This window comes from Blastocatellia bacterium (assembly GCA_035275065.1).
In the GTDB taxonomy this organism is placed as follows: Bacteria; Acidobacteriota; Blastocatellia; order UBA7656; family UBA7656; genus DATENM01.
Window position 1 is genome coordinate 15,388 of sequence record DATENM010000064.1, and the last position, 21,931, is coordinate 37,318.

Here is a 21,931-nt window from a genome sequence, read left to right on the forward strand (position 1 = left end):
ATGCATGAAACACAGCTTGCTCACTCTGTTCCCGCTCATCGAGCCGGCCTTGAGCCGCGACCTCGTGCCCGCGGGGGCGCTGGCAAACATCAAACGTTACCTGGCGCGCTTACCGCTGTTGTCGGGCGGGCTGCTCGAATGCCCGCTCGGCGGCCCGCAACGCCCGGTTGATCTGGCGTTGCGCGCGACGGCGGCGGATGGCGGCTTCAGGTGGTTGGCCGCGACCGAAGGGCTTGAGGCAGAGTTCGGCGAGGCGGAAGGCTGGCAGCGCGTGCGCGAGTTCGCCCGCCACCGCAACGAAGCGCTGCGCCCGCTGCACAAAGCCGTGAAGGAAGCCTGGCTTGAATTCGATCTCGATGAGAGCGAAACGCTGAAGCCGCCGAATCTCTTTTTCAGCCTCGACGATCACGCGGGCCGCCCGCCGCTGCTCGGCCCCGAGGTCGCCTCGCGGCTGGCCGAAAGCGTCGCCATCATCCGTGAAGGGTTAGAAACGCTCGGCATGACGATCAACCCGGCGCGAGAAGGTTTGCTGGAGCAGATTCTCAAAGAGCGGCCCGCGCCTTCGCGGCTGAGCTACGTCGGCGTGATGTTGGCGCGGCAGACGCCGGGCTATCGGCTGACGCTGGACCGCGTGCCTTTGAGCGAGCTGACCGGTTATCTGCGTCAGGTCGGCTGGCCGCATGCGCGAGAGCCGATTGCCGGGGTGATCAATTTCTTACTCGACTATGTCCAGCACGTCGCCCTGCACCTCGACGTAGACGAGCAGACCTTGAGTCGCGTCGGCATGGAGGTTTCGTTCGAGCAGACCATAGATCAGGTGGCCGCCTGGAAGCGATTCCTCCAGTCGCTGACCGCGCACGGTTTATGCTTGCCGGCGCGCGCCGAAGCGGCGCACAACTGGCCGGCCTACTTTCATCCGCGGAATCTCAAAGACCAGTGGCCGGAATCGCTGCCGCGTACGAGCAGTTATTTCGCCCGCTCCATTAATCACGTCAAGCTGAGCTACAACCCGGGCCCTGCGCCGGCGGAAGGCGGCGCGATCACGCCGGTCTCAATTCAATCGGCGGTGGGCGCGCTGACGGCCAAAATCTATCTGGCATTCAACTACGGCTCGACGATCCCGCGCTCAATCTTATCTCGCCGCTAATCAAGTCAGGCAATAAAAAAGGAGGGGATGCGTATCCCCTCCTTGTGGCGCAATGCGGTTAGATTGCGCCACACCCGCTTGAAAACCACTCCTTGCTTACTGACAGAAGACGGCGACGACGGTTCCCGTTCCCGCATGGCCTGCATTCGAGTTGTAACCGGCATTCGTCCTGACGATGACGATCTTCGGAATGTTGCCGGTGGTGTTCGGGCCCGACTTACTGATGGCGCTCGACACAATCACCCCCATATAGGACGGAATCGTAGACGGCGGGCCTGAGCTGTTGCCGGGGCCGGTCGTCCACGTCCCGCCACACCTCGGCGGGTTGGCGCTGTTCTGATTCTCCCAGCCCTTGAAGCCATTGTTCGACGGGCCGCCGCTCATGGAATTGAGATTCTCCCACTGCGCGCCCCAGAAGGTGACCTGATTGCCGACCTGCGCGTTCAGGTCGCCGATGACGAAGTCGCCGGTCGCCGACGGGAAGGCGAAGATCAGTGTCTGCGCCCCGTTATTCGACGGCAGGTAGACGTCATCGCCGGCGAAGACGTCCGTAGCCACGCCACCGGGGCCGAGCGGCTGGTTGACCGGGTTGATCGTGCAGCGGACGAAGCCCGTTGCGTCGGTCACGCCGCTACAGCTCTGCGCGCCGGGGCCGCTGCCGAGCGTCAGCGTCACGGTGCGACCGACGACCGGCACAGGCGTCGCGCCGAGCGGCGGCGTGATGTCCGTAAGCACGCCTTGCAAGACGGCCACGCCGCCGTTGGCAATCATCACGTCACCCGTGTAAGTAATCGCCGTCGGTCGCTTCAAGACGCGGCGGTGACAACGCTTCGTCGTCTGGTTGCCGGCGCGATCTGTGACCACGACCTGATAGGTATAATCCCCCGCCGGCTCATTGTCGGTGTAGACGCCAGGGCAACCGCCGCACAGCAGCCTCGGCACACCGTTGCCGCCGTCAGGGATGATGTACCACGAATAGCTCAGGCCATCGTTGGGAACGTGCGAGCCCGCATCGCCGGCTCCTGCGTCAAGCACGATGCCGCCCGTGCCGCCCGTGCCGACGTAGATGTCGCCGTCGCCAAGCCCCACGGTCGGCGGCGTCCCGTCAACGTAGACGTGCTGGCGGATGACATCGCCGCCGTCGCTCACGCCGTCGCAGATTTCCGTGACCGTGACCACCGGGTCGCAGTCGTCGAGAGTGAGCGGCAATGACCAATTGCCCGAATTGTCAATCGGCACCGTGTAGGACTTGTTATTGTCTACGAGCTGCGGGTGAGTCGGGTCGGTGACGGCGACTTGAACGCTGCAACCGGGATTGCCGGTGCCAGTGACAACGCGAGTCACCTTGCCGATGGTCACGCCGTCGCCCGGCCCGTAGATGCCTCCGTCGCCGGGCAGGCCGCTGGTCACCGTCAGATGAGCGCAGACTCTATGGTGGCAGCGCTTGACGAAGCAGTTGCCTGCCGTGTCACAGACATGCTCTTCGATGAAATAATCACCCGGCGGCAGGTTGATGGTGAGGATGCCGCCGCCACCCGTGAAGCTCCAGTACGAGCCGCCGCCACCGCCCAAGAGGATGTCACCGCCACCCGGCCCGAACAGATGCCATTCGTAGGTGACGCCATCGCCCGGTGGCAAGTGAATCGCCTGACCCGGATCGCCCGCGCCGCCGTCGAGGATGATCGTCGCCGTGCCGCCTGAGCCTGTGTAATCGGTGCCGTCGCCCGGCCCGCCATTGGTGAACACAGGCGGTGTGCCGTCAACGTAGATGTGCCGTTTAATCGGATCGCTCGGCACACCGTCGCAGATTTGCACGATGTCAATTTCAGGGTCGCAGTCGTAGAGGTCGAGGCCCAACGACCAGTTGCCCGAGGCGTCAACCGGCGTGGTAAGGGTGATGTTGTTGACCGGGCGCGCCGGGTCATTGACGGTGACCTGGATAGAGCAGCCGGGGTGGCCGGTGCCGGCCAAGGTCGTGTGGTAGCGGCCCGGTGCGACCGGCGTGTATCCGCTGCCCGGCCCCATAATGCCGCCATCGGGCGGCAGCCCGCCGCCGATAGATGGAGGCGGCGTTGACGGCGTTGGCGGCGTTGCGATACAAGCGCCGCCCACCGTAACCGTGAATGAGCCGACGTTGTTGTACCAACCGGAGCCATCCATCGTGCCCAGGAACAGACGAGTTGCGCCCGCCGGAGCAATGATCGTTTGTGTCGCGCCGGCACTGGTCTGGCCGTCGCCGATGAAGAATGGCTGCTTCAGAGCCGGGGACAGCGTCAGGTAGTCGCGGCTCGCAAGCGTAGAGAAGTTCAGCACGTTTGTGGGAGCCGGAGAAGAATCGGGCTGGCTGTCATCGAGAAACACGCCGACGAGTGAGTTCCACGTCGTGACGATTTGGCCGATGCCGTTTACGCTTCCATCAGAGCCGCCACTATGGCCTCCCGACCCCGCGCTTCCATCCGGCCCATCTACTCCGCAATTACAAAAGCCCACGGCTCCAGTAGCCGAAAAATTGAGCTGAGCGCCGCCGGTTACGGATACTCCGGTGACAAGCGCAGGCGATTGCTGCGGCGCAGCATCATTGCCCGCGTCGGTCGAGCCGGCAGGCATTCCGGCCAGCCAGGGGTTCGACGTGCCGGGAACAGTCACGGTGGCGGAACACCCTGGCGGCGTACCCGAGCCGCCACAGGTCAGCGTTTGCAACTTGACGTTGTCGAGCAAGAGTCCGACAAAGTCGTATCCCAAATGTTCGAACACTAACCTCCCGGTTGTTGCTGTCGTCACGTTGATGGTCCGTATAATGGTTCGCACAGGAGCCGTCCCATTCAGCGTGAAGCTCTCGAAGTAGACATTGCCCAGACTGACGTTCACGGTATCCGGGTCGTTGTTCCTACTGTTCCCGGCTAGATCGAACTGTAACTGGTAGGTGCCGGGATTCAGTGTGAATGACTTTCGTGTGACCAACGTGCCAGCACTCCCGCCTCCCGTGCCGTCAAGGTCAACGTACAGGCCGGTGTTGGTCAAAAAGCCGTTCGGGCCAATCAAGTCAATACTGCCTTTGGTGACATCCCAATTTGCAAAACCGGTATAGACCCCGGCTCCGACGCCGCCATTCTCCGAATCGAAGTTATCATCCAAAAGAATAGAGCCGCCGATACACGGCGTCGGCGTGATGCACCTCTGAGTGGCGAGCGAAATGATCCCGCCGGATGGGTCTCTGTCGATCACGTCCATGCCGCTGTCACTGTTGAAGAAATCGAAGAGAAAATTCCCATTGTTGATGTCGGCATTGGTCAAGCCGAGCGCCAGACCAGCCGCCGTCAGCGTATTGCCAGACTCAAACTCAACACGAGACTGAGCGTGGACCGGGAATGGCACGAAGTCGAAACGGCCATGGGTGGTGCTGGGTACGCCGCCGTCGTTGCTCCCCGATTCCGCGAAAGCGACCAGGCCGCCGCCGCCGTTGACGAAGTTAGCGATGTCACTCTGCCGAGCATTGAGCACGTCCAGCTCGGCTTGCTTCAACCATCCGCCGTAGTCGGACGCGACCACAATGACATCGTAATTGCCGAAATTGACGGTGTGCAGATCGAGCGCCCCGCCCTGGCCTGACCCATAGTCTGCAACGTCGAACGTGCCGAAGCCCGACGCAACCATCGCAAGCCGCGAGTCCGAGTTCGTGCCCGCAGGCGGTTGCATATCCATGACCAACAAGATTCGCGGGTTCGCCTTCCCATGAGTGACGTAGGCAATGGATTTCTGAATGAGGTGCTGTCCGCCTGCAAAGTTCCCGCCTGCGGCTGCCGTGAAATCCGGGTCATGTCCCGTGACAAAGACGCCGCCCGGATTCCCACTGCAAGACGATGATGGCGGTGTCGTGCCGCAACCGGTCGCGACACTCTGCGACGCGGACGGCGGCACCGCGCAGCTTGAAAAGCTGACGTCGTCAATCCGGCCAGGTAAGTGCGTGTTGCCAGAGCCGAACGGACTCCAACCGATGTTGAAAGGCGCAGTATTGTTGTACGGCGCTGCCACCGTCGCGCTGCTGACCTGTGAGCCATTGACATAGGTCACGAGCTGATGTGTCGAGCCGTCATAGAGCAGCGTCACTTTGGTAAAGGCGCAGGTCGAGATAAGGCCCGGTGCCGAGACCGCCGCACAACCGCCCGAATTCATGTAACTGCACAGGCTGCCGTCGGTGAGAATCTGCAAGCCTGCGCGGTTGTAAAGGTCACTCTCTTTGCTGAAGACAACCGGGTTACTGGCCAGGCTGGTCGGATTGATCCAGGCTTCCCAGGTGAACGAGGCGGGGGTGTTGAACTCCGGCGTGTTCACGGGGACTTCGACGTAGGCGTTGTTGCCGTCGAGGCTGAACCCCTGCCCGGTATAGCCCGCCGCGAAGGCCGCGCCGTTCTTGAGCGTGCCGCCGTTCGTGCCCGCAGCATCAGCCGCATTGCCTTCAGCAAGCCAGCGGCTGGTGACACACGAAGCCGTCGAGGGCGGCGTGCTGTTGCAGACGATCTCGTCACTGCTCAAGGCGCGGTTGTAAATTTTCACGTCGTCAATCACACCGTTCCAGGTGCGCGGGAAGCCGACGGCACGGAAGATCGCCGCCGTCGAGCCGATGGTCCAGGGGAGGGATTGGTCGTAGACCAGAGTGGTAGCGATGGCCTTCTCGCCTTCGGGCTGACCGTTGACGAACAGCCTGAGCGTCGTCCCGTCATACGTTCCTGTGACCTGATAGAACTGCCCCGGCGGGAACGCGTCGGTCGAGCGGACGGACTGCGAGGTAACCTCGCCGATGCCGAGCGTGAAGCGGTTGTCAACGGCGCTCCACCAGATGCCGGTTGACACCGCCGTCGCGCCCTGCGGGAAGGGCAGCCCCTTCTGGATGAGGACACTGCCGCCCAACGTATCATTGTTCGGGCCAGGGCCATCGGGTCTCGCCCATGCGGACAGGGTGAATTGCTGGTTATCAAGGCTGCCATTATCGGGGATGTCAATGAAGCCGAGGCCGCCGAACGTGACGCCCTGAGACAGCTTGCCCGGCACGAAGCCGATGGCATTCGTCGCCGTCGGGTCATTCGCGCCGGCGACATCGTTGGCGTTGCCGTCTTCGGGCCAGTAGGCGGCCAGTCCCGCAGTGATCGGCGAGCCGCAAGTCGGAGGCGTGCCCGTGTCGCCTGAACAGATCTTCGTCGCAACGGCAGAGCCAAACCTCCCGACATTGTAGGGCAGCGGGTTGACTTTCGGATAACCGGTCGCGCTGGTGGCGCCGGCGATGTAGACGCAGCCCGACGAATCGGTGGCGATGCTGAGGCCCACGTCATAAGCCACCAGCCCGGCCGAGTAGGTGGCAATGTAATTCGCGTAGATGACGCTTGAGCCGCTCGCGCTCAGCTTGGCGACGAACATATTCTTGATGCCGAAGTAACCGTCCGAGGGCAGCGGCGGCCCAAAGGTGGCCGAATCGGTTTGGCCGGTGATGCAGGCATTGCCCGCAGGGTCTACGGCGATGTCCTGAGAATTCTCGTTGCCTGTGCCGCCCAGGTAGGTCGAGTAGACGAGCGCGCCGCCGGCGTCGAGCTTGAAGATGAACGCGTCGCTGCTGCCCTTTCTGGTCGCCTGCGCCGGATTCTTTAGAGGGAAGTCGGTCGAGTAGGTATAGCCGGTCACGTAGGCGTTGTGCGCCGCATCAATCGCAATGCCGCGCGCGCCGTCTATGTTTGAGCCGCCCAGGAAGGTGGAGTAGATCAGCGAGGCGTCGCCGGAGAGGTTGGTATTGATATGGGCTACGAACGCGTCAAGGTTACCGCCGATGGTCGGCTGCGTGGCGTTGCGAGTCGGGAAGCCACCTGAATCCGTTATCCCGGCGATATACGCATTGCCCGAATTATCTACGGCCACCGACGTGCCATCTGCATTGACATCTGCGCCATCAACGCCTGTGCTGCCGAGGTAGGTGCAGTAGGTGAGCGCAGAGATTCCCGACAGGTTGGTGTTGACCTTCGCCAGAAAGGCATCCGCCGCGCCGCCGCCATAGTTCGGCTGGTAGGCATTGGCGGTGACTTCGAGCTGGCTGGAGATCGGCCCGGCGACATAAGCGTTGCCGGAATTGTCGACCGCGACATCGGAGCCGGTTGAGAAATGGCCGATGAGGGTCGAGAAGAGCAGTTGCGTGCCGTCGGCGCTTATCTTCGTCAGAATCGCCGCTCCATTGATGAGCGGGAAGGTGCGCCATGAATTAACCAGCGGGAAATCGCCCCCGACATCGCCCGTGATGGTGCCGGTGATGTAGGCATTGCCCGCCGCATCGACGGCGATGCTCTTGCCTAACCCGCCGCGGCCTGCGATCAGCGTCGAATAGACCAGCGCATTGCCCGTCGGGTTCAGCTTGGCTATAAAAATATACTTGTATCGGCTATCCAGGGTGGTCGAAGGCAGCGGCCCTTCGGTGGTGACCAGCGCGGTTGGTGTGGTTACGTAGCCTGTGACATAGGCGCTGCCGGCGGCGTCGACGGCGATGCCCTGAGCGCTGCCACCGCCGATGCCTGTCGAGTAGGCGATTGTCGGATCGATCAGCAACGATTTGGAATGATCAAAGGCCGCGACTTTGAAGCCGACCCGCTGGCCTTTCATGATGGAGTAACCGCCGGCGACTTCGCGGCGTTGGCCGTTGACTTCCTGATAGATTAATGGCTTGTGCTGGCGGATCAGTTGGCCCGCGATGTCGAGTACGAGGTTGCCGCTTTCGTCTATCTCCAGCCGGTCAACGCCCTCATAACTTAATCTGATCCTGCCGGGGTCGGCGTGCGGGGCAAGGATAAAGTCGTATTCCAACTGGCCCTGGTTGCCATAGTAAATCATATCGATGCCGGGGTAGACCTGCCCGTACTTGACTCTGGCAAAATTTGCAATATTAGTGAAGCACTGGCTCGCCTCACTACCCATCAGGTAGTTGCTCTTGCCGGGCAGTTCGTCTAAGCCATTTATACGAGGATGAGAATTCGCGCCGACCAAACTCATGCCGAAGGTTGTGGCGCTCGCCTCGGCGTCCGTCTGCGAAAGCCCGTCACGAGCCAGGGGGTCGGTACCCTCCGGCTGATTTTTAGGGAGCGAAATGATGGCCCCCGTCGGGGTCAGCAACAGGGTGTAGCCGCTGCCGCGCGAAAGGAACTTCACAGGGTTGGCGACCTGCCCGCGATTGATCTCAAAACTCAGCGGCAGCTTGCCATAGGCTTCGCTCACCTGCGAGCGGGTGGCCTGGTCGGCTTTGGAAAGGCCCGCGATTGCGGCGGGCGAATGATCTGCGAGAGTCTTGTGGCCCAACTTCTGTTCCCGGACTGAAGAGTGGGCGAGCGCGGCGAGGCTGTACAGCGCGCAGGTTAGCGTCAGGATGAAGACCGCCAACTTTCTTGAATGTCTCATGGCCATTACTCCTGTGTTGGCCCTGGCATGGGTGCAAGGGGAAATTGATCGGGTGATTATCTGGCGGACGGGTGCGCGATACGTTCTGCCACTCTATCCGCATTTTGTGTTTGTGGCGGGCAGCTTCAGGCTTGCCGCCAGCTTGTGCTAATGAGCACGGGGCCGCTTCACTGCCCGCCCCTCTGCCGCGACAGACAGACATTCGCCGTCAGCAGATTTGGCTGGCCATTGAGGTAATCGGATTCTGCGCCGCGAACCCGCCACGGGACTTTAAAAAACATTTTGAAAAAAGATGGCGGAGTTGCTATGCTGCCTAGCCGGTCCCGTCCCCAACCTCGGGATCAGCTGATCCAAACTTCAATCTAAGGGATTCGATCCAGGGGCCATGTCGCATTCCGAGGGGATTACCAGACTTTTAGTGCAATGGAGCGGCGGCGACGAGCGGGCGCTCGAACAACTGACGGCGCTGGTTTATGACGAGCTGCGCCGCCTGGCCGCGGGCTATCTGCGCGGCCAGCGGCCCGACCATACCCTGCAAGCCACCGCCCTGGTGCATGAGGCCTATCTGGAGTTGCTCGACTTGCGGCACATCGAGTGGCAGAGCCGGGCGCATTTTATCGGCATCGCGGCCCGCGCCATGCGCCACATCCTGATCGATTACGCGCGCCAGCAGTCGGCACAAAAGCGCGGCGGCGGCCAGATCGCGCTCTCTTTGAGCCGCGCCGAACGCCTCGCCCCGACGCGCGACGTCAATCTCGTGGCGCTCGGCGACGCTTTCAAGGTCTTCGAGAAGAAATATCCTCGCCAGGCGCAGGTCGTCGAGCTGCACTTCTTCGGCGGGCTCAAGGTCGAAGAGATACCCGCCGTCCTTGCCGCCGACGAGGTGGCCGTGTCGCAGCGCACCGTCGAGCGCGACTTGCGATTTGCGCGCGCCTGGCTGCTCGGCGCGATCAAAGAAGAATAACGAACAAGCGGACGGGGAAAGGGTCAGCGATGAACCGACATGACGAGAAAGTGGCAGAGCTGTTCGCCGACGCCATCAATTATGAGCCGGATGAGCGGAGCGCCTTTCTCGCCCGCGCCTGCGAAGGCCAGCCGCACCTGTTGGCCGAAGTCGAGGCGCTGCTCTCAGCCGACGAAGAGGTCGAAGCCGCCGGCTTCATGCGCGAGCCGGCGCTCAAGCTACAGGCCAGCCACACCGCCCGCGAGCTGGAAGAATCACGCCGCGGCGAACGCATCGGCCATTATGAAATCGTCTCGCTGATCGGCGAAGGTGGCATGGGCGAAGTCTACCTGGCGCGCGACCTGGAGTTCGACCGCCGGGTGGCGCTCAAGCTCGTCAAAGGCGGCCTGAAGACGCGGGCGATCCTGCGCCGCTTTCTGAGCGAGCGGCAAATCCTGGCCAACCTCCAGCACCCGAACATCGCGCGCTTGCTTGATGGCGGCACCAGCGAAGACGGCCTGCCTTACTTCGTCATGGAGTACGTCGAAGGCGAGCCGATTAGCGACTATGCGGAGGCGCATCGGCTGACCCTGAAAGAGCGGCTCAAGCTGTTTTGCACAGTCTGCACAGCAGTACAGTTCGCGCATCAGAACCTGATCATTCATCGCGACATCAAGCCATCGAACATCCTGGTCACCGAAGACGGCACGCCCAAGCTCTTGGACTTCGGCATCGCCAAGCTGCTGCAAGCCGAAGGCGAAGAGGCGGAGCTGACGGCGACGGCGGCACGCGTGATGACGCCGGAATACGCCAGCCCCGAGCAGGTGAAAGGCGAGCCGGTAACGACGACGAGCGATGTCTATTCGCTCGGCGTGTTGCTTTACGAGTTGCTCTCGGGCCGCCGCCCTTACCGGGTGAAGAGCCGCAAAGTCGAAGAGGTCGCGAAAGCGATCTGCGAACAGTTGCCGGAGCGGCCAAGCGGCGCGGCGACGCGGCGAGGCGACGACGCGGCGACCCCATCAACAGGGTCATCCGTCGCCGCGTCGCCGCGTCTGCCCGTCCCCGCGTCTCAGCTCAAGGGCGATCTGGACAATATCGTCTTGATGGCGCTGCGCAAGGAACCGCAACGCCGTTACAGCTCGGTGAGCGAGTTCTCCGAAGACATCCATCGTCACCTCGCCGGCTTGCCTGTGCGTGCGCGCAAGGACACCTTCGGCTATCGGGGCGCGAAATTCATTCGCCGCCACCGGGCGGCCTTCCTGTCGGCGGCGGCGGCGGCGCTGCTGTTCCTGATTACCGGCGTCGCCCTGTTTTGGCTCATCCAGAATCATAAGCCCGTCGGTTCGGTCGCCGTCCTGCCCTTCGTCAACGTCAACCATGACGCTGGCACCGAATACCTGGCCAACGGGATCTCGAACCAGTTGCTCGACAGGCTCTCGCAGGTGCCGAACCTGCGAGTGGCGACCCGCACCGCCGCGGCACACTACAGCGCGGACGATCCGGCCTTCGACCCGCAAGTGGCAGGTCACGCGCTCGATGCCGAGGTCGTGCTCGTCGGCAGGCTCGACGAGCATGACGACGACATCACGGCCAGCGTCGAGCTTTTCGACGTCAGTAAGAATCATGATCTTTGGAATAAACAGTATCACTACAAGATGTCGGATATGCTGCGCCTCGAAGACGACATCTCGCGGGAAGTGGTCAAGAACCTCGGCTTGAAGTTGAGCGGCCAGGACGAACAGCTCTTAACCCGTCGCTACACGGACGATGTCGAGGCCTATCAACTCTACCTCAAAGGCCGTTACTTCTGGGACAGGCGCGTCGAAGGCAGTCTCGAAAAAAGCCTTAACTATTACCAGCAGGCGCTGGCCAAAGACCCGAACTACGCCCTCGCCTACGTCGGTCTGGCTCAGGCCTACGACACCCTTAGCTATTTGACGCCGCCGTCACAAGCCTACCCGCGAGCCGAAGCGGCGGCGCAGGCGGCGCTGCGTTTGGACGAGACGCTGCCGGAAGCCCACGTGATGCTGGCCATCCTCAAATACAAGTACCACTGGGACCATGCGGGGGCAGAGAGGGAGTTCCGACGCGCCCTGCAAATGGACCCGAACGCCGCCAGGACGCACATGTACTATGCGGGCTTCCTGATGGACAATGGGCGACTGGACGAGGCGCTCATTGAAATTGATACGGCCCTGCGGCTCGACCCTCTCAACCTGGTGGCCAACTCGAACAAGGCATTAATCCTGGAATCGAGCCGCCGCTACGCCGAAGCGATAGAGCAGTCCCGCAAGACGCTGCAAATTGAGCCGCGCCTTGCCGCCGCTCACCTGAACCTGGCCACGGACTTGACCCGACAGGGGCAGTTTGTCGAAGCCCTCGGCGAGTTGCGCGAGGGGATGAAATGCGGTGGCGGCATTGAATATCAGGCAGCGACCGTTTATGTCTGCGCGCTTATGGGTAATCGGCGTGAAGCCGAACGCATTCTGGGCGAATTGCTCAGGCTGTCGCGGCAGCGATATGTTCAGCCATACTGGCTGGCCCTGGCTTATGTGGGTCTGGGTGATCAGGACAGGGCTTTCGAGTGGTTGGCGAAAGGCTTAACCGAACATTCCCCCTGGATGATACACACAAATGTCGCCCCATATTTCGACGCCTTGCACGCTGACCCGCGATTCCCTGACCTCCTTCATCGAATGAACTTGATGCCGTAAAGCCTGGCATCGTACCGCGCTCCCTCAACCGGGCAAAAAATATTCGGCGCGATGCGTCGCCTGGTGCACCCGTCGAACAGAGCATCAGTCGCCTGCTATCGTGACCTCGGCAGCACGCTCGGCGCGGTCGCGCCGCCGCCTTTGCGAGCTTGCATAAAGCGGAGGAAGTCTTCACCGATCTCATGACGAAGAATCCCAACGACGTCGTGGCCAGGGGTTCGATGCTCGTCGTGCCCGTTGGTGACTTGCTAATCGGTCGCCTTGCCGGATAGGATTCTATCCGTTATTTGTGTGGACGCCTCTCGCATCACTTCTCGAAGGAGCCTTCATGCAGGCAAGGTTACTCCCACTGATCCTGATCACCTCATTGCTGTTGATTGGTTCTCCGGCTTCGGCTCAAGTCTATGAGATCAGCAAAAGAACAGCCGATAAGCTACCCTCAGAGGTCGCCTCGACCTGGTTCGAGACCTTATATGACGTTGTGAAGACTGAGAAGACGACGCCACCGGTGGCCTCGCGCATCTATGGCATCACCGCCGTCGCGCTGTACGAAGCCATCGTCGCCGGCGCTAACGACAACCGGTCATTGGTCGGCCAGTTGAACGGGCTGACCTTGCTGCCGCAGCCGAAGAAGAACAAGAAATATGACTGGCTCACAGTCGCCAACACGACCCTGGCGGCCGTCATCCGCGGCCTCTACCCGACGATCTCCGCGCCATCTTTGACCGCCATTAACAATCTGGAGCAAAAGTTCGATTCGCAATTCCAGGGCGACGCTTCGACCATCGGCTACACTCGCTCAGTGCTTTATGGCCAGCAGATGGCAGCCGCGATCCTCGCCTGGGCAGCCGGCGACGGCTTCGCCAGTAATAACAACTGCGCCTACATTCCGGCGCCTGTTGCCGGCGCCTGGCAGCCGACGACGCCGGCCTTCAACCCGAATCCGCTACAGCCATGCTGGGGCAAGCTCCGCCCGATGGTGCTGACATCAGGCGGCGAATGCCCGCCGCCCGGCCACCCGGCGTTTTCAACTTCGGCGACGTCAAGTTTTTACGCCGCCGCCCTGGAGGTCTATAACATCGGGGTAGGGCTCACCGCCGAGCAGAAGACCATTGCTGATTACTGGGCTGACAATCCCGGCGCCACCGGCACGCCGGCGGGACACTGGATAGCCATCGTCAGCCAGTTCGCCCGCGGCCAGGGACTTTCGCTCGCCAGGGCTGCCGAAGCCTATGCGCGCGTCGGCATGGCCGTTCATGACGCCTTCGTCGTCTGCTGGAACAGCAAGTACACATATAACCTCGAGCGTCCGGTGACTTTCATCAACGACAACATCGACCGCAACTGGCAGCCTTACATTGTCACGCCGAATTTTCCAACCTACACCTCAGGACACTCGACCCAGTCGGGCGCCGCGGCGAGCGTGCTGACCGACATGTTCGGGGTAAAGCGGTTTACGGACATGACCCATGCCAATCACGCGCTGACGCCGGCCCAGCAGCCGCGCACGTTCAACTCTTTCGACGAGGCCGCGGCGGAAGCAGCCATCTCAAGATTGTATGGCGGCATCCACTACTCATTTGACAATAACGACGGGCTCGGCTGTGGCGAATGTGTCGGCAAGGCGATCCGTAACCGGGTCAGTTTTAAGTCTGTGACGGCGGCGGGTGAGGATGCGGGCCGGTAGGAGAATGGCGCAAAATCGGCGCGTACGGTCATAGACGGATTGCAAAAAGCAAGCGAGAGCGGCAGGCGCTCTCGCTTGCTTTTATTGATCAGTCGGGGCGAGAGGATTCGAACCTCCGACCCCCTGGTCCCAAACCAGGTGCGCTACCAGGCTGCGCCACGCCCCGATACCAAACTTTCAAACCGCCGGCGATAACCGCTGGCTCGCAGAGGATTGTACTCTACTCAGATCGGCTTCCGCAATGGCCATGCCTTCCGCGATCAATCGCCCGGCGCTACCGATCCGGCGCTCACAGTCAATCGCCGGCGGCGGCCATTGCCGCTTGCGGCGTCACCTGCACCGGGCGCGTCGGGCATCCGGCATACGCCTGTCCCGCAAGCAAGCTCTCGCGCTTCATCACGACGCTGTGCGGCGCGACGTTGGCGCGCACGCCAATCTCCGCGCCATACAGCAGCACGGCATTGCCGCTGACGGTCGCCCCGCGGCGAATGTGAACGTGATCGATCTTCAGGACGCGGTCTTCAAAGGTGTGCGCCTGGAACTGACAGCTCACCGTCGCGCCATCTTCAAAGTGCAGCATGTCGGGGTCAACCACATGCGCGAAGCCGCTCCCTAGCACCACGCGCCGGCCTATCTTCATGCCCATCGCTCGTAGATACCACGTCAGCAGTAACGTGCCTTCAATCGTCGACAGCGCCGTCCGCGCGTACACCCCCCAGGCGACATACAGGAAGTCCCAGCGGCTGCACCAGCAAGACCATAAAGGATGCGTGCCGGGCCGTACACGACCGACCAGCCCCCACTTCATCACCAGCACCAGCAGGCAGAAAAACGCGCCCGCCGCCATGCTCATCAGCGGCACCATCGCAAAGAAGAAGACCGGCGCCGTGAATGCCTGCTCGGCATCCGCCAGGAGTTTGTACCAGACAGGCAGCACCAGGACCGGCATCGCCGGCAGCGCGAAGCGCAGCACCTCCCAGAAGACGCGATTCACATAACGAATCCGCGAGGGCTCATGCGTCAGGCTGCGGTCACACTCGACGATTTCGCGGCGCGGCAGCTCGAATGGCGCATGGCCGAACCATGAGGTGCCGGGCCGTATCTGCGTATCATCGGCGACCGTGCAGACGCCTAGCAGCACGTCGTCGGGCATCTGCTGGCCGGCAGGGATGACGACATGATTGCCCAGGAAGGTATTGACTCCCAGCCGCGTCGGCTTGAGCGCCACCGCGCCGCGATGAACGCGCGGCCCCGCCAGATAGATACCGTCGGCGAAAAACGTCTCGCGGCCAATCTCGACCAGCTCCGGCACCACATCGGTGATCGTGCTGATCTCGCAGTTGCGCCCGATCTTCATACCGGCGAGCCGCAGCCAGATCGGCCAGAAGAGCGTGCCGCTCAGCCACTCGCCCGCCGATTGCACCATCTGTGTCTTTAGCCACACGCGCAAATAGGCAGGGCTCCAACGGCTGATGACCCCGGCGCGCACGCGGCCCAGCGCCCGCATCAACATGGCTTCCAGCGCCAGCGTCAAAGGCACCGGCAGCGTCACCATCAAAACCCCGGCAATCAACAGCGAGGACGTGAGCGCAGGCGCATTGAGCCAATCAAGCGCCGTTTCGGTGTCCACACCGCAGCTCAACGCCAGCATTAACACCGGCAGCTCGAACGGTAGCGCCAGCAGCAAGCCGAGCGCGAAGCGCGCACAGATGAGCGCGACACTGTGCGTGTGCGGCGACAACTGCCGCTCACCTTCAGCGACGACGGGGCGCGGCGGCGCAAAACCCGCGGGACGCGCAGGGATGCCGTCCCAGCACTCGCCGCGCGGAATGTGGTCGCCATCACTTAAGGATGAGGACGCCGTGAGATAAGCCTCAGGCTCGATGACCGTGTCACCGCCGACACCGGCGCGGATGTCGAGCGTGCTGCCTTCACCAATCTTGATCGCGCCGAGGACAATCTGGCCATCCTCATAGTCCACCAGTCGCAGCGACGCGTCCTGACTGATCGTCACGTCGTCGCCGATGTCGAGCAAGTCCCAGCCGCCTTGCAGCAGGTTGACGCCGCGATGAATATGCACGCGCTTGCCGATGCGCGCCCCAAGCGCGCGCAGGGCGCTCAGTTGAAAGACCGTGCCTTCGAGCAACGACCACGGAATGATCCGCAGCGTTTGCTGCACCATCCAGTTGCGCACATAAAAGCTGCCCCAGACCGGCGCGCGCAGCGGGCGATAGCGGCCAATCAATGCGCGCTTGACCGCAGTCGCCAGCAGAATTGCCAGCGGCGTGTAGACGATTAAACCGGCGAATAGTAGAAACGGCCCCAGCACGAGAAACGGGATTAAGCCGAGCCGGCGAATCAGACCCGGCAATACGTCTGAGGCTACAAAGTAAGCGGCTGACGAGCCGCCGACCAGACCCGCCAGCAACCACGCGACCTGGCAGACCGTCGCCAGGATCGGGCGGCCCTGTGCCGCTTCATTCCGCTCTTCGATCATCGCCGGCGGCTGAAACGCGAAGCCGGCCCGAAGTGCCAGCGCCTCGATGGTGCGCGCTTCGTACAGATCGCGCACCGTCAAGTGGGCCGTCGCCTGCGCGTCGCGGAGCCGCGAGATTACCTGTGCGGCGCGCAGGCTGTCGCCGCCGAGATCGTGAAAGAAATCATCGTCAACCGACACCGCCTGCCGCGTTTGCAGCACCCGGCGGAAAGCCGATTCAATCTGTTCTTCCCGCGGATTGCGCGGCGCAATTCGCGGTTGACTCTCGCCGCGCCCGATGGCGTCGAGCAGAGGCAGCGCCTTGCGGTTCATCTTGCCCGCGACGCTCGTCGGCAACTCTGCAAGCAAGCCGAAACGGCCCGGCACCATGTAATGCGGCAGCACGTCGGCCAGCCGCGCTTTCAGATCATCAAACGACGGCGGCGCGCTCAATTCATCCGGCACGATGAAAGCCACAAGCCCCTGCTGCGCGCCCTCGCCTTGAACACAACACGCGGCCTCGCGCACGCCGGGAATCTCCGCAAGCCGCGCCTCGATGGCCTCAAGCTCGATGCGATAGCCACGCAGCTTAACCTGCGCGTCTATGCGACCATCAAAAAAATAATTGCCGTCCGCATCGCGATGCACCAGATCGCCCGTGCGGTAGAGCCGCCCGAAGCGCGGGTGCGTCGGGAATTTCGCGGCGGTCAGCTCTGGCCGGTTGCGATAGCCGCGCGCCAGCCCGGCACCGCCCAGGCATAACTCGCCCGGCTGGCCGTCGGCGACTTCTTCGAGCGCTTCATTCATCACGTAGGCTCGCAGCCCATGCACCGGCCGGCCAATGGTGATCGGCTCGCCTTCCCTGACCCTGCCGTGCAGCGCCGTCACCGTGCATTCCGTCGGCCCATAACCGTTCTCCAGGCGGCGGCCCCTGGCCCAGCGGTCGGCGACATCGCGCGGCAGCGCCTCGCCGCCGACGTAAACGAAAGCCAAGTCCGGCAGCAGGGCTTCAGGGTCTTCGCAGCCCATCGTCCGCAGCAAGGTCGGCGGCGGGCACAACAAGGTGATGCGCTCGCGCCGCAGCCAGGCGACCAGATCAGGCCCGAGCCGCACCGCATCATCGTCCATCACCACCAGCGTCGCTCCGGCGGCGAGCGCGAACCAGATTTCTTCAACCGAAGAATCGTAAGCAGCCGACGAGTTCTGCGACACGCGGTCGTCGGGCGAGAAGTCGAAGACTTCCAGGTCATGGCTGACCAGGTTGCTGATGCCGCCATGCTCGATCTCGACGCCCTTGGGCCGCCCCGTCGTGCCCGACGTGTAGATGATGTAAGCCAGGCTACTCGGCGTCAGCCAGTCGGGCGGCGGCGGCGCGACCGGCAGGTTGCGGGATTGAGCAATCAGCTCGGCGACATCAAAGGCGAGTTCGCGGTCGAAGCCCAGACGGCTGACGCCGCCTAAGCCCTCGGCGTCCGTGAGCAAGGCGACGGCGGCGGAATCCTTGAGAATGTCGCGCACCTGATCGTCCGGGAAGGCCGGATCGATGCAGGTGTAAGCGCTGCCGGCTTTCAGCACCGCCAACTGCGTAACGTAGAGCAGCGCGCCACGGCGCGGCAGCGCGATGGCGACGACCGATTCACCGCTGATGAAGGCGCTCAAGAACGCCGCCAGCGCATTGGCCTGCCGTTCGACCTCGGCGTAGGTCAGTTGTTGGCGGGCGGGCCGATGCATGCCCGGCGGCACATCTATCGCCACTTGATGCGGCCAGCGGCGGGCGGCGCGCTCGAAAAACTGGTGCAGAAACAGCGGCGCTTCGATGGCCTCCGCCGCCTCATCGCCTATCGGTTGAACAAGCAAACTCATGTTAAATCACTGACCTCGAACATCAACAGATTCTGCAAAGCGCGTCACAGAGCGCAGACCGACATCAACGCTGGCCTTGGCCGGCACAACAGACCGCAGCGAGTTCCCTCCTCCGGATGAACTCCGCGGCGACTCGAACGTGGGGGTTAACCGATAATGCTTGCCTGACCCTGAGAGCTTTACACCGCGTCACCGAGACGACCGAAGCTCAGACGTATGCGCTGGCTTCAATCGTCGCTGTAACGATCCTCCATTATGCGGGATGGGATGGCGCTTACTCAAGCGCTAGAGCGGATTTCATTTGGATGTGGCGCAATCTGATAGATTGCGCGAGTCGCTGCGCAATCTATCAGATTGCGCCTCTTCATTTCGGTTGCGGCTCTCCGACCGCTTCGCGAGGGCCGACCAGTTGAAGGATGACTTTGATCAGGTCGTTCGGCTCGACCGGCTTGCTGATGTGCGTCTGAAAGCCTGACGACAGGGCGCGCGCCCGATCCGAGGCGCCCGCAAAAGCCGTCAACGCGATGGCCGGAATCGCGCCGCCCGCCTCAGGCTCCAGCGCGCGCACTTTGCGAATCAGCGCATAGCCGTCTTCATTCGGCATGCCGATGTCGGACACCAGCAAATCGGCTCGCCACTCTCCCATGGTGTCGAGCGCTTCGCTGGCCGAAGCACAGGCGCGCACTTCGCCGCCCGCCATCTCCAGGGCGACGGTCAACATGTGCAAGGTGTCGGGGTCATCATCGACCACCAGGACGCGCAAATCTTTGAGCCGGGGCTCTGGCTCGTCCGCATGTTCAGCCGCCTCGCTGTCGTCTGCCGCCTCATGAACGCCTGCCGCCTCCGACTGGCCGAAGCTCATCGGCAGGTCAACCGTGAAGGTCGCGCCCTGGCCTTCGCCGGGGCTCTCGACCTGGATGCTGCCGCCGTGCATCTCGACCAGGTGGCGGACGATGGCCAGCCCCAGGCCCAGGCCGCCGTGCTTGCGCGTCATGTGGCGCTCGGCCTGCGAGAAGCGGTCGAAGATAAAAGGCAAGAACTCTTGACTGATGCCGCAGCCATTGTCGCTGACGATCAGGCGGGCGCACTCGCCGTAACGCTCCAGATGGACGCGAATCTCGCCGCCGTTGGCGGTGAACTTGACGGCGTTTGACAACAGGTTCCAGACCACCTGCTGCAAGCGCGTCGGGTCGCCGCGCAACAGTCCCGCCGGCGCGTCAAAGGTGGTGGCGATGTCAATCGCCTTGGCCTCGGCCGCCGGGCGCACGGCGTCAATCGCCATCTCGATGATCGGCACCAGCTTGATGGGCCGGGCCTCGATGCGCAGCTTGCCGCTGATGATCCGCGAGACGTCGAGGATGTCTTCGATCAGCTTGGCCTGCGACTTGGCGTTGCGCTCGATGGTCTCAAGGCCACGGGCCAGCGACGCCGCGTCGGCCTCGCGGACGCGCAGCAGCCGCGTCCAGCCGAGGATCGAAGTCAGCGGCGTGCGCAGCTCATGCGAGACGGTCGCCAGGAACTCGTCCTTGGCATGGTTGGCGGCTTCGGCCTCTGCGCGCGCCTGCTGCTCGCTGATCAGCAGTTGCAGGCGCTCTTCTTCGGCGCGCTGGCGCTCGATGATCTCGGCTTGCAAAGCGGTGTTAGCGCGCGCCAGCTCGGCGGTGCGCTGCTCGACGCGCATCTCCAGCTCGTCGTTCTTGATTTCGATCTCGCGGTAAAGCTCGACGATCTCTTTATTGGTGTGATCCAGTTCCTGGTTCTTCAGCAGCAGCAGCTCGGCCTGACGCTTGATCTCTTCCGTCTTTTTATACAGCTCGATAAAGACGGCGACTTTAGCCTTGAGGATTTCCGGCTCAAACGGCTTGAAGATGTAATCGACGGCGCCGAGCGAGTAGCCGCGGAAGACCTGGCCCGGCCCCTTGTGCATGGCGGTCAGAAAGATGATGGGGATGCTCTGCGACTTCTCGCGGTCGCGGATCAGCGCGGCGGTCTCGAACCCGTCCATGTCCGGCATGTGAACGTCGAGCAGGATGAGCGCGAAATCCTGGTCGAGCAGCAGCTTCAACGCCTCCCTGCCGCTACTGGCCATAATCAGGTTCTGGCCGAGGTAGCCGAGCGTCGCTTCGAGGGCCAGCAAATTCTCAGGGCGGTCATCGACCAGCAGGATATGGACCTGCGATTCCTGCGCCGGCCTGCTCAGCCCCTGTTCCAATATCACTGTATTCGCCTGCTGCGCCCGTACCATAAATTCCCCTCGCTCTTGCGAACCAGATCATTCATGAACTCGACGATGCCGGCAAGCGGCAGGACGTAATCGACCGCCGAAGCGGCAATCGCGGCTTCCGGCATGCGGGCGCTCTCTGCCGAGGTCGGGTCCTGCACGATGGTCAGGCCGCCGTGCGCCTTGACGCTGGCAATGCCCTGCGCCCCGTCTTCGTTAGCGCCGCTCAGCAAGATCGCCACCAATCGGTCGCGGTAAGCATCCGCCGCCGACTCGAATAACACATCTATCGAGGGCCGCGCAAACTGCACGCGCTCGTCAACCGACAGCGCGAAGTGATTGCGCTCGACCAGCAAGTGATAATCCGCCGGCGCGAGGTAGACCTTGCCGGGCAAGATCGGCTGCTTGTCTTCGACCTCGGCAATCGGCAAGCGGCAGACGCGCTGAAGCAGTGTCGACAGCAACTCGTCCGAATCAACGCTGCGGTGCTGGACGACCGCCATCGGCAGCGAGAAGTTTTCCGGCAGGCCGCCGAGCAGCACCGCCAGCGCGTCAAAGCCGCCCAGACTGGCGCCCACAACGACCAGTTCGTGATTCATCAGGCGACCCTCCTGTAGAGCTTCTCGCTCGCTTCCAGCGCCTCGTACCGATCTTCGTGCGGCGTGAAGCTGATCGTCTCCTTGTGGCCGAGGGCGAGCACGCCGAACTTCGCCAGGCTCTCGTAAAGCAGATGGTGAACGCGGTTCTGCAACGCCTGATTGAAGTAGATCAGAACATTGCGGCAGAGGATGAGATTGAACTCGTTGAACGAGCGGTCGGTCACCAGGTTGTGCTGCGAGAAGACGACGTTGCGGCGCAGCGACGAGCGGAAGATGGCGCTGTCGTTGTCCGCCACATAGTACTCGGAAAAGGCTGACCGCCCCCCGGCCTTGACGTAGTTGTTGACGTAGCCCTGCATGTATTCGAGCGAATAGATGCCCTCGCGGGCGTGCTTCAGCACCGCCTCGTTCAGATCGGTGGCGTAGATGCGGCAGCGGTCGTAGATGCCTTCTTCGGTCAGGACAATCGCCGTCGAATAGACCTCTTCGCCGCTCGAACAGCCGGCGTGCCAGATGCGCACGAAGGGGTAAGTCTTCAACAGCGGCACCACCTGTGTGCGCAACGCCAGGTAGAAGCTCGGGTCGCGGAACATCGCCGTGACGTTGACCGTCAAGGCGATGACGAAACGCTCGAAGCAACTCGCGTCATGCAGGATGCGATCTTGCAGTTGCGAGATGCTGGCGACTTTTTCGTCGCGCATGAGGTCGCCGATGCGGCGCTTGAGCGAGGCCGGGGCATACTCGCGGAAGTCGTAGCCATAATGCAGGTGGACGCCTTCCAGCAATAGCTTGATCTCGATATCCTCAATGTCCGGATCGCTCTCGCGCTGACTCATCTTTGTGCTCGACCAATTCA

9 protein-coding genes and 1 tRNA gene are annotated in these 21,931 nt (G+C 62.4%); 4 read left to right on the forward strand and 6 right to left on the reverse strand.

The genetic code is table 11. The features are described 5' to 3' along the window. The first annotated feature begins 4 nt into the window (after positions 1-4). Entirely contained in the window at positions 5-1,147 is a 1,143-nt protein-coding gene (locus VJ464_14985; GenBank protein ID HKQ06438.1) for a hypothetical protein, read from the forward strand. Between the two features lie 96 nt (positions 1,148-1,243). Here the strand turns inward: VJ464_14985 and VJ464_14990 are convergent, their stop codons facing one another. After that, positions 1,244-8,572 (reverse strand): LamG-like jellyroll fold domain-containing protein, encoded by a 7,329-nt coding sequence (locus tag VJ464_14990; protein HKQ06439.1) that lies wholly within the window; start codon positions 8,570-8,572, stop codon positions 1,244-1,246. A gap of 385 nt (positions 8,573-8,957) precedes the next feature. Here VJ464_14990 and VJ464_14995 point away from each other — a divergent pair, with 385 nt between their 5' ends. From VJ464_14995 to VJ464_15005, 3 genes are all read left to right on the forward strand, one after another. Next, on the forward strand, positions 8,958-9,536 hold the full coding sequence (locus tag VJ464_14995) for a sigma-70 family RNA polymerase sigma factor (protein HKQ06440.1): 579 nt from the start codon (positions 8,958-8,960) through the stop codon (positions 9,534-9,536). A 29-nt stretch (positions 9,537-9,565) separates the two neighbouring features. Further along, positions 9,566-12,229, forward strand: a complete 2,664-nt coding sequence (locus VJ464_15000; GenBank protein HKQ06441.1) for a protein kinase — start codon at positions 9,566-9,568, stop codon at positions 12,227-12,229. A 328-nt stretch (positions 12,230-12,557) separates the two neighbouring features. Next, on the forward strand, positions 12,558-13,916 hold the full coding sequence (locus tag VJ464_15005) for a vanadium-dependent haloperoxidase (protein HKQ06442.1): 1,359 nt from the start codon (positions 12,558-12,560) through the stop codon (positions 13,914-13,916). A 92-nt stretch (positions 13,917-14,008) separates the two neighbouring features. On the opposite strand, the gene VJ464_15010 is transcribed toward VJ464_15005, so the two are convergent. From VJ464_15010 to VJ464_15030, 5 genes are all read right to left on the reverse strand, one after another. Further along, positions 14,009-14,082 (reverse strand) — tRNA-Pro (locus tag VJ464_15010). Positions 14,083-14,211: 129 nt separating this feature from the next. Beyond that, positions 14,212-18,255, reverse strand: a complete 4,044-nt coding sequence (locus VJ464_15015) for an amino acid adenylation domain-containing protein (GenBank protein HKQ06443.1) — start codon at positions 18,253-18,255, stop codon at positions 14,212-14,214. 364 nt (positions 18,256-18,619) lie between these two features. Further along, the gene (locus VJ464_15020) at positions 18,620-20,500 is read right to left on the reverse strand and encodes a response regulator (protein ID HKQ06444.1); all 1,881 of its coding nucleotides are present in this window, start codon (positions 20,498-20,500) and stop codon (positions 18,620-18,622) included. Next, the gene (locus tag VJ464_15025; GenBank protein HKQ06445.1) at positions 20,470-21,075 is read right to left on the reverse strand and encodes a chemotaxis protein CheB; all 606 of its coding nucleotides are present in this window, start codon (positions 21,073-21,075) and stop codon (positions 20,470-20,472) included. The genes VJ464_15020 and VJ464_15025 overlap by 31 nt, the downstream gene beginning before the upstream one ends. Then, positions 21,075-21,911: a protein-glutamate O-methyltransferase CheR gene (locus VJ464_15030; GenBank protein ID HKQ06446.1), complete on the reverse strand. Its 837-nt coding sequence runs from the start codon at positions 21,909-21,911 to the stop codon at positions 21,075-21,077. Before VJ464_15030 ends, VJ464_15025 begins: the two co-directional genes overlap by 1 nt. Positions 21,912-21,931 lie beyond the last annotated feature (20 nt).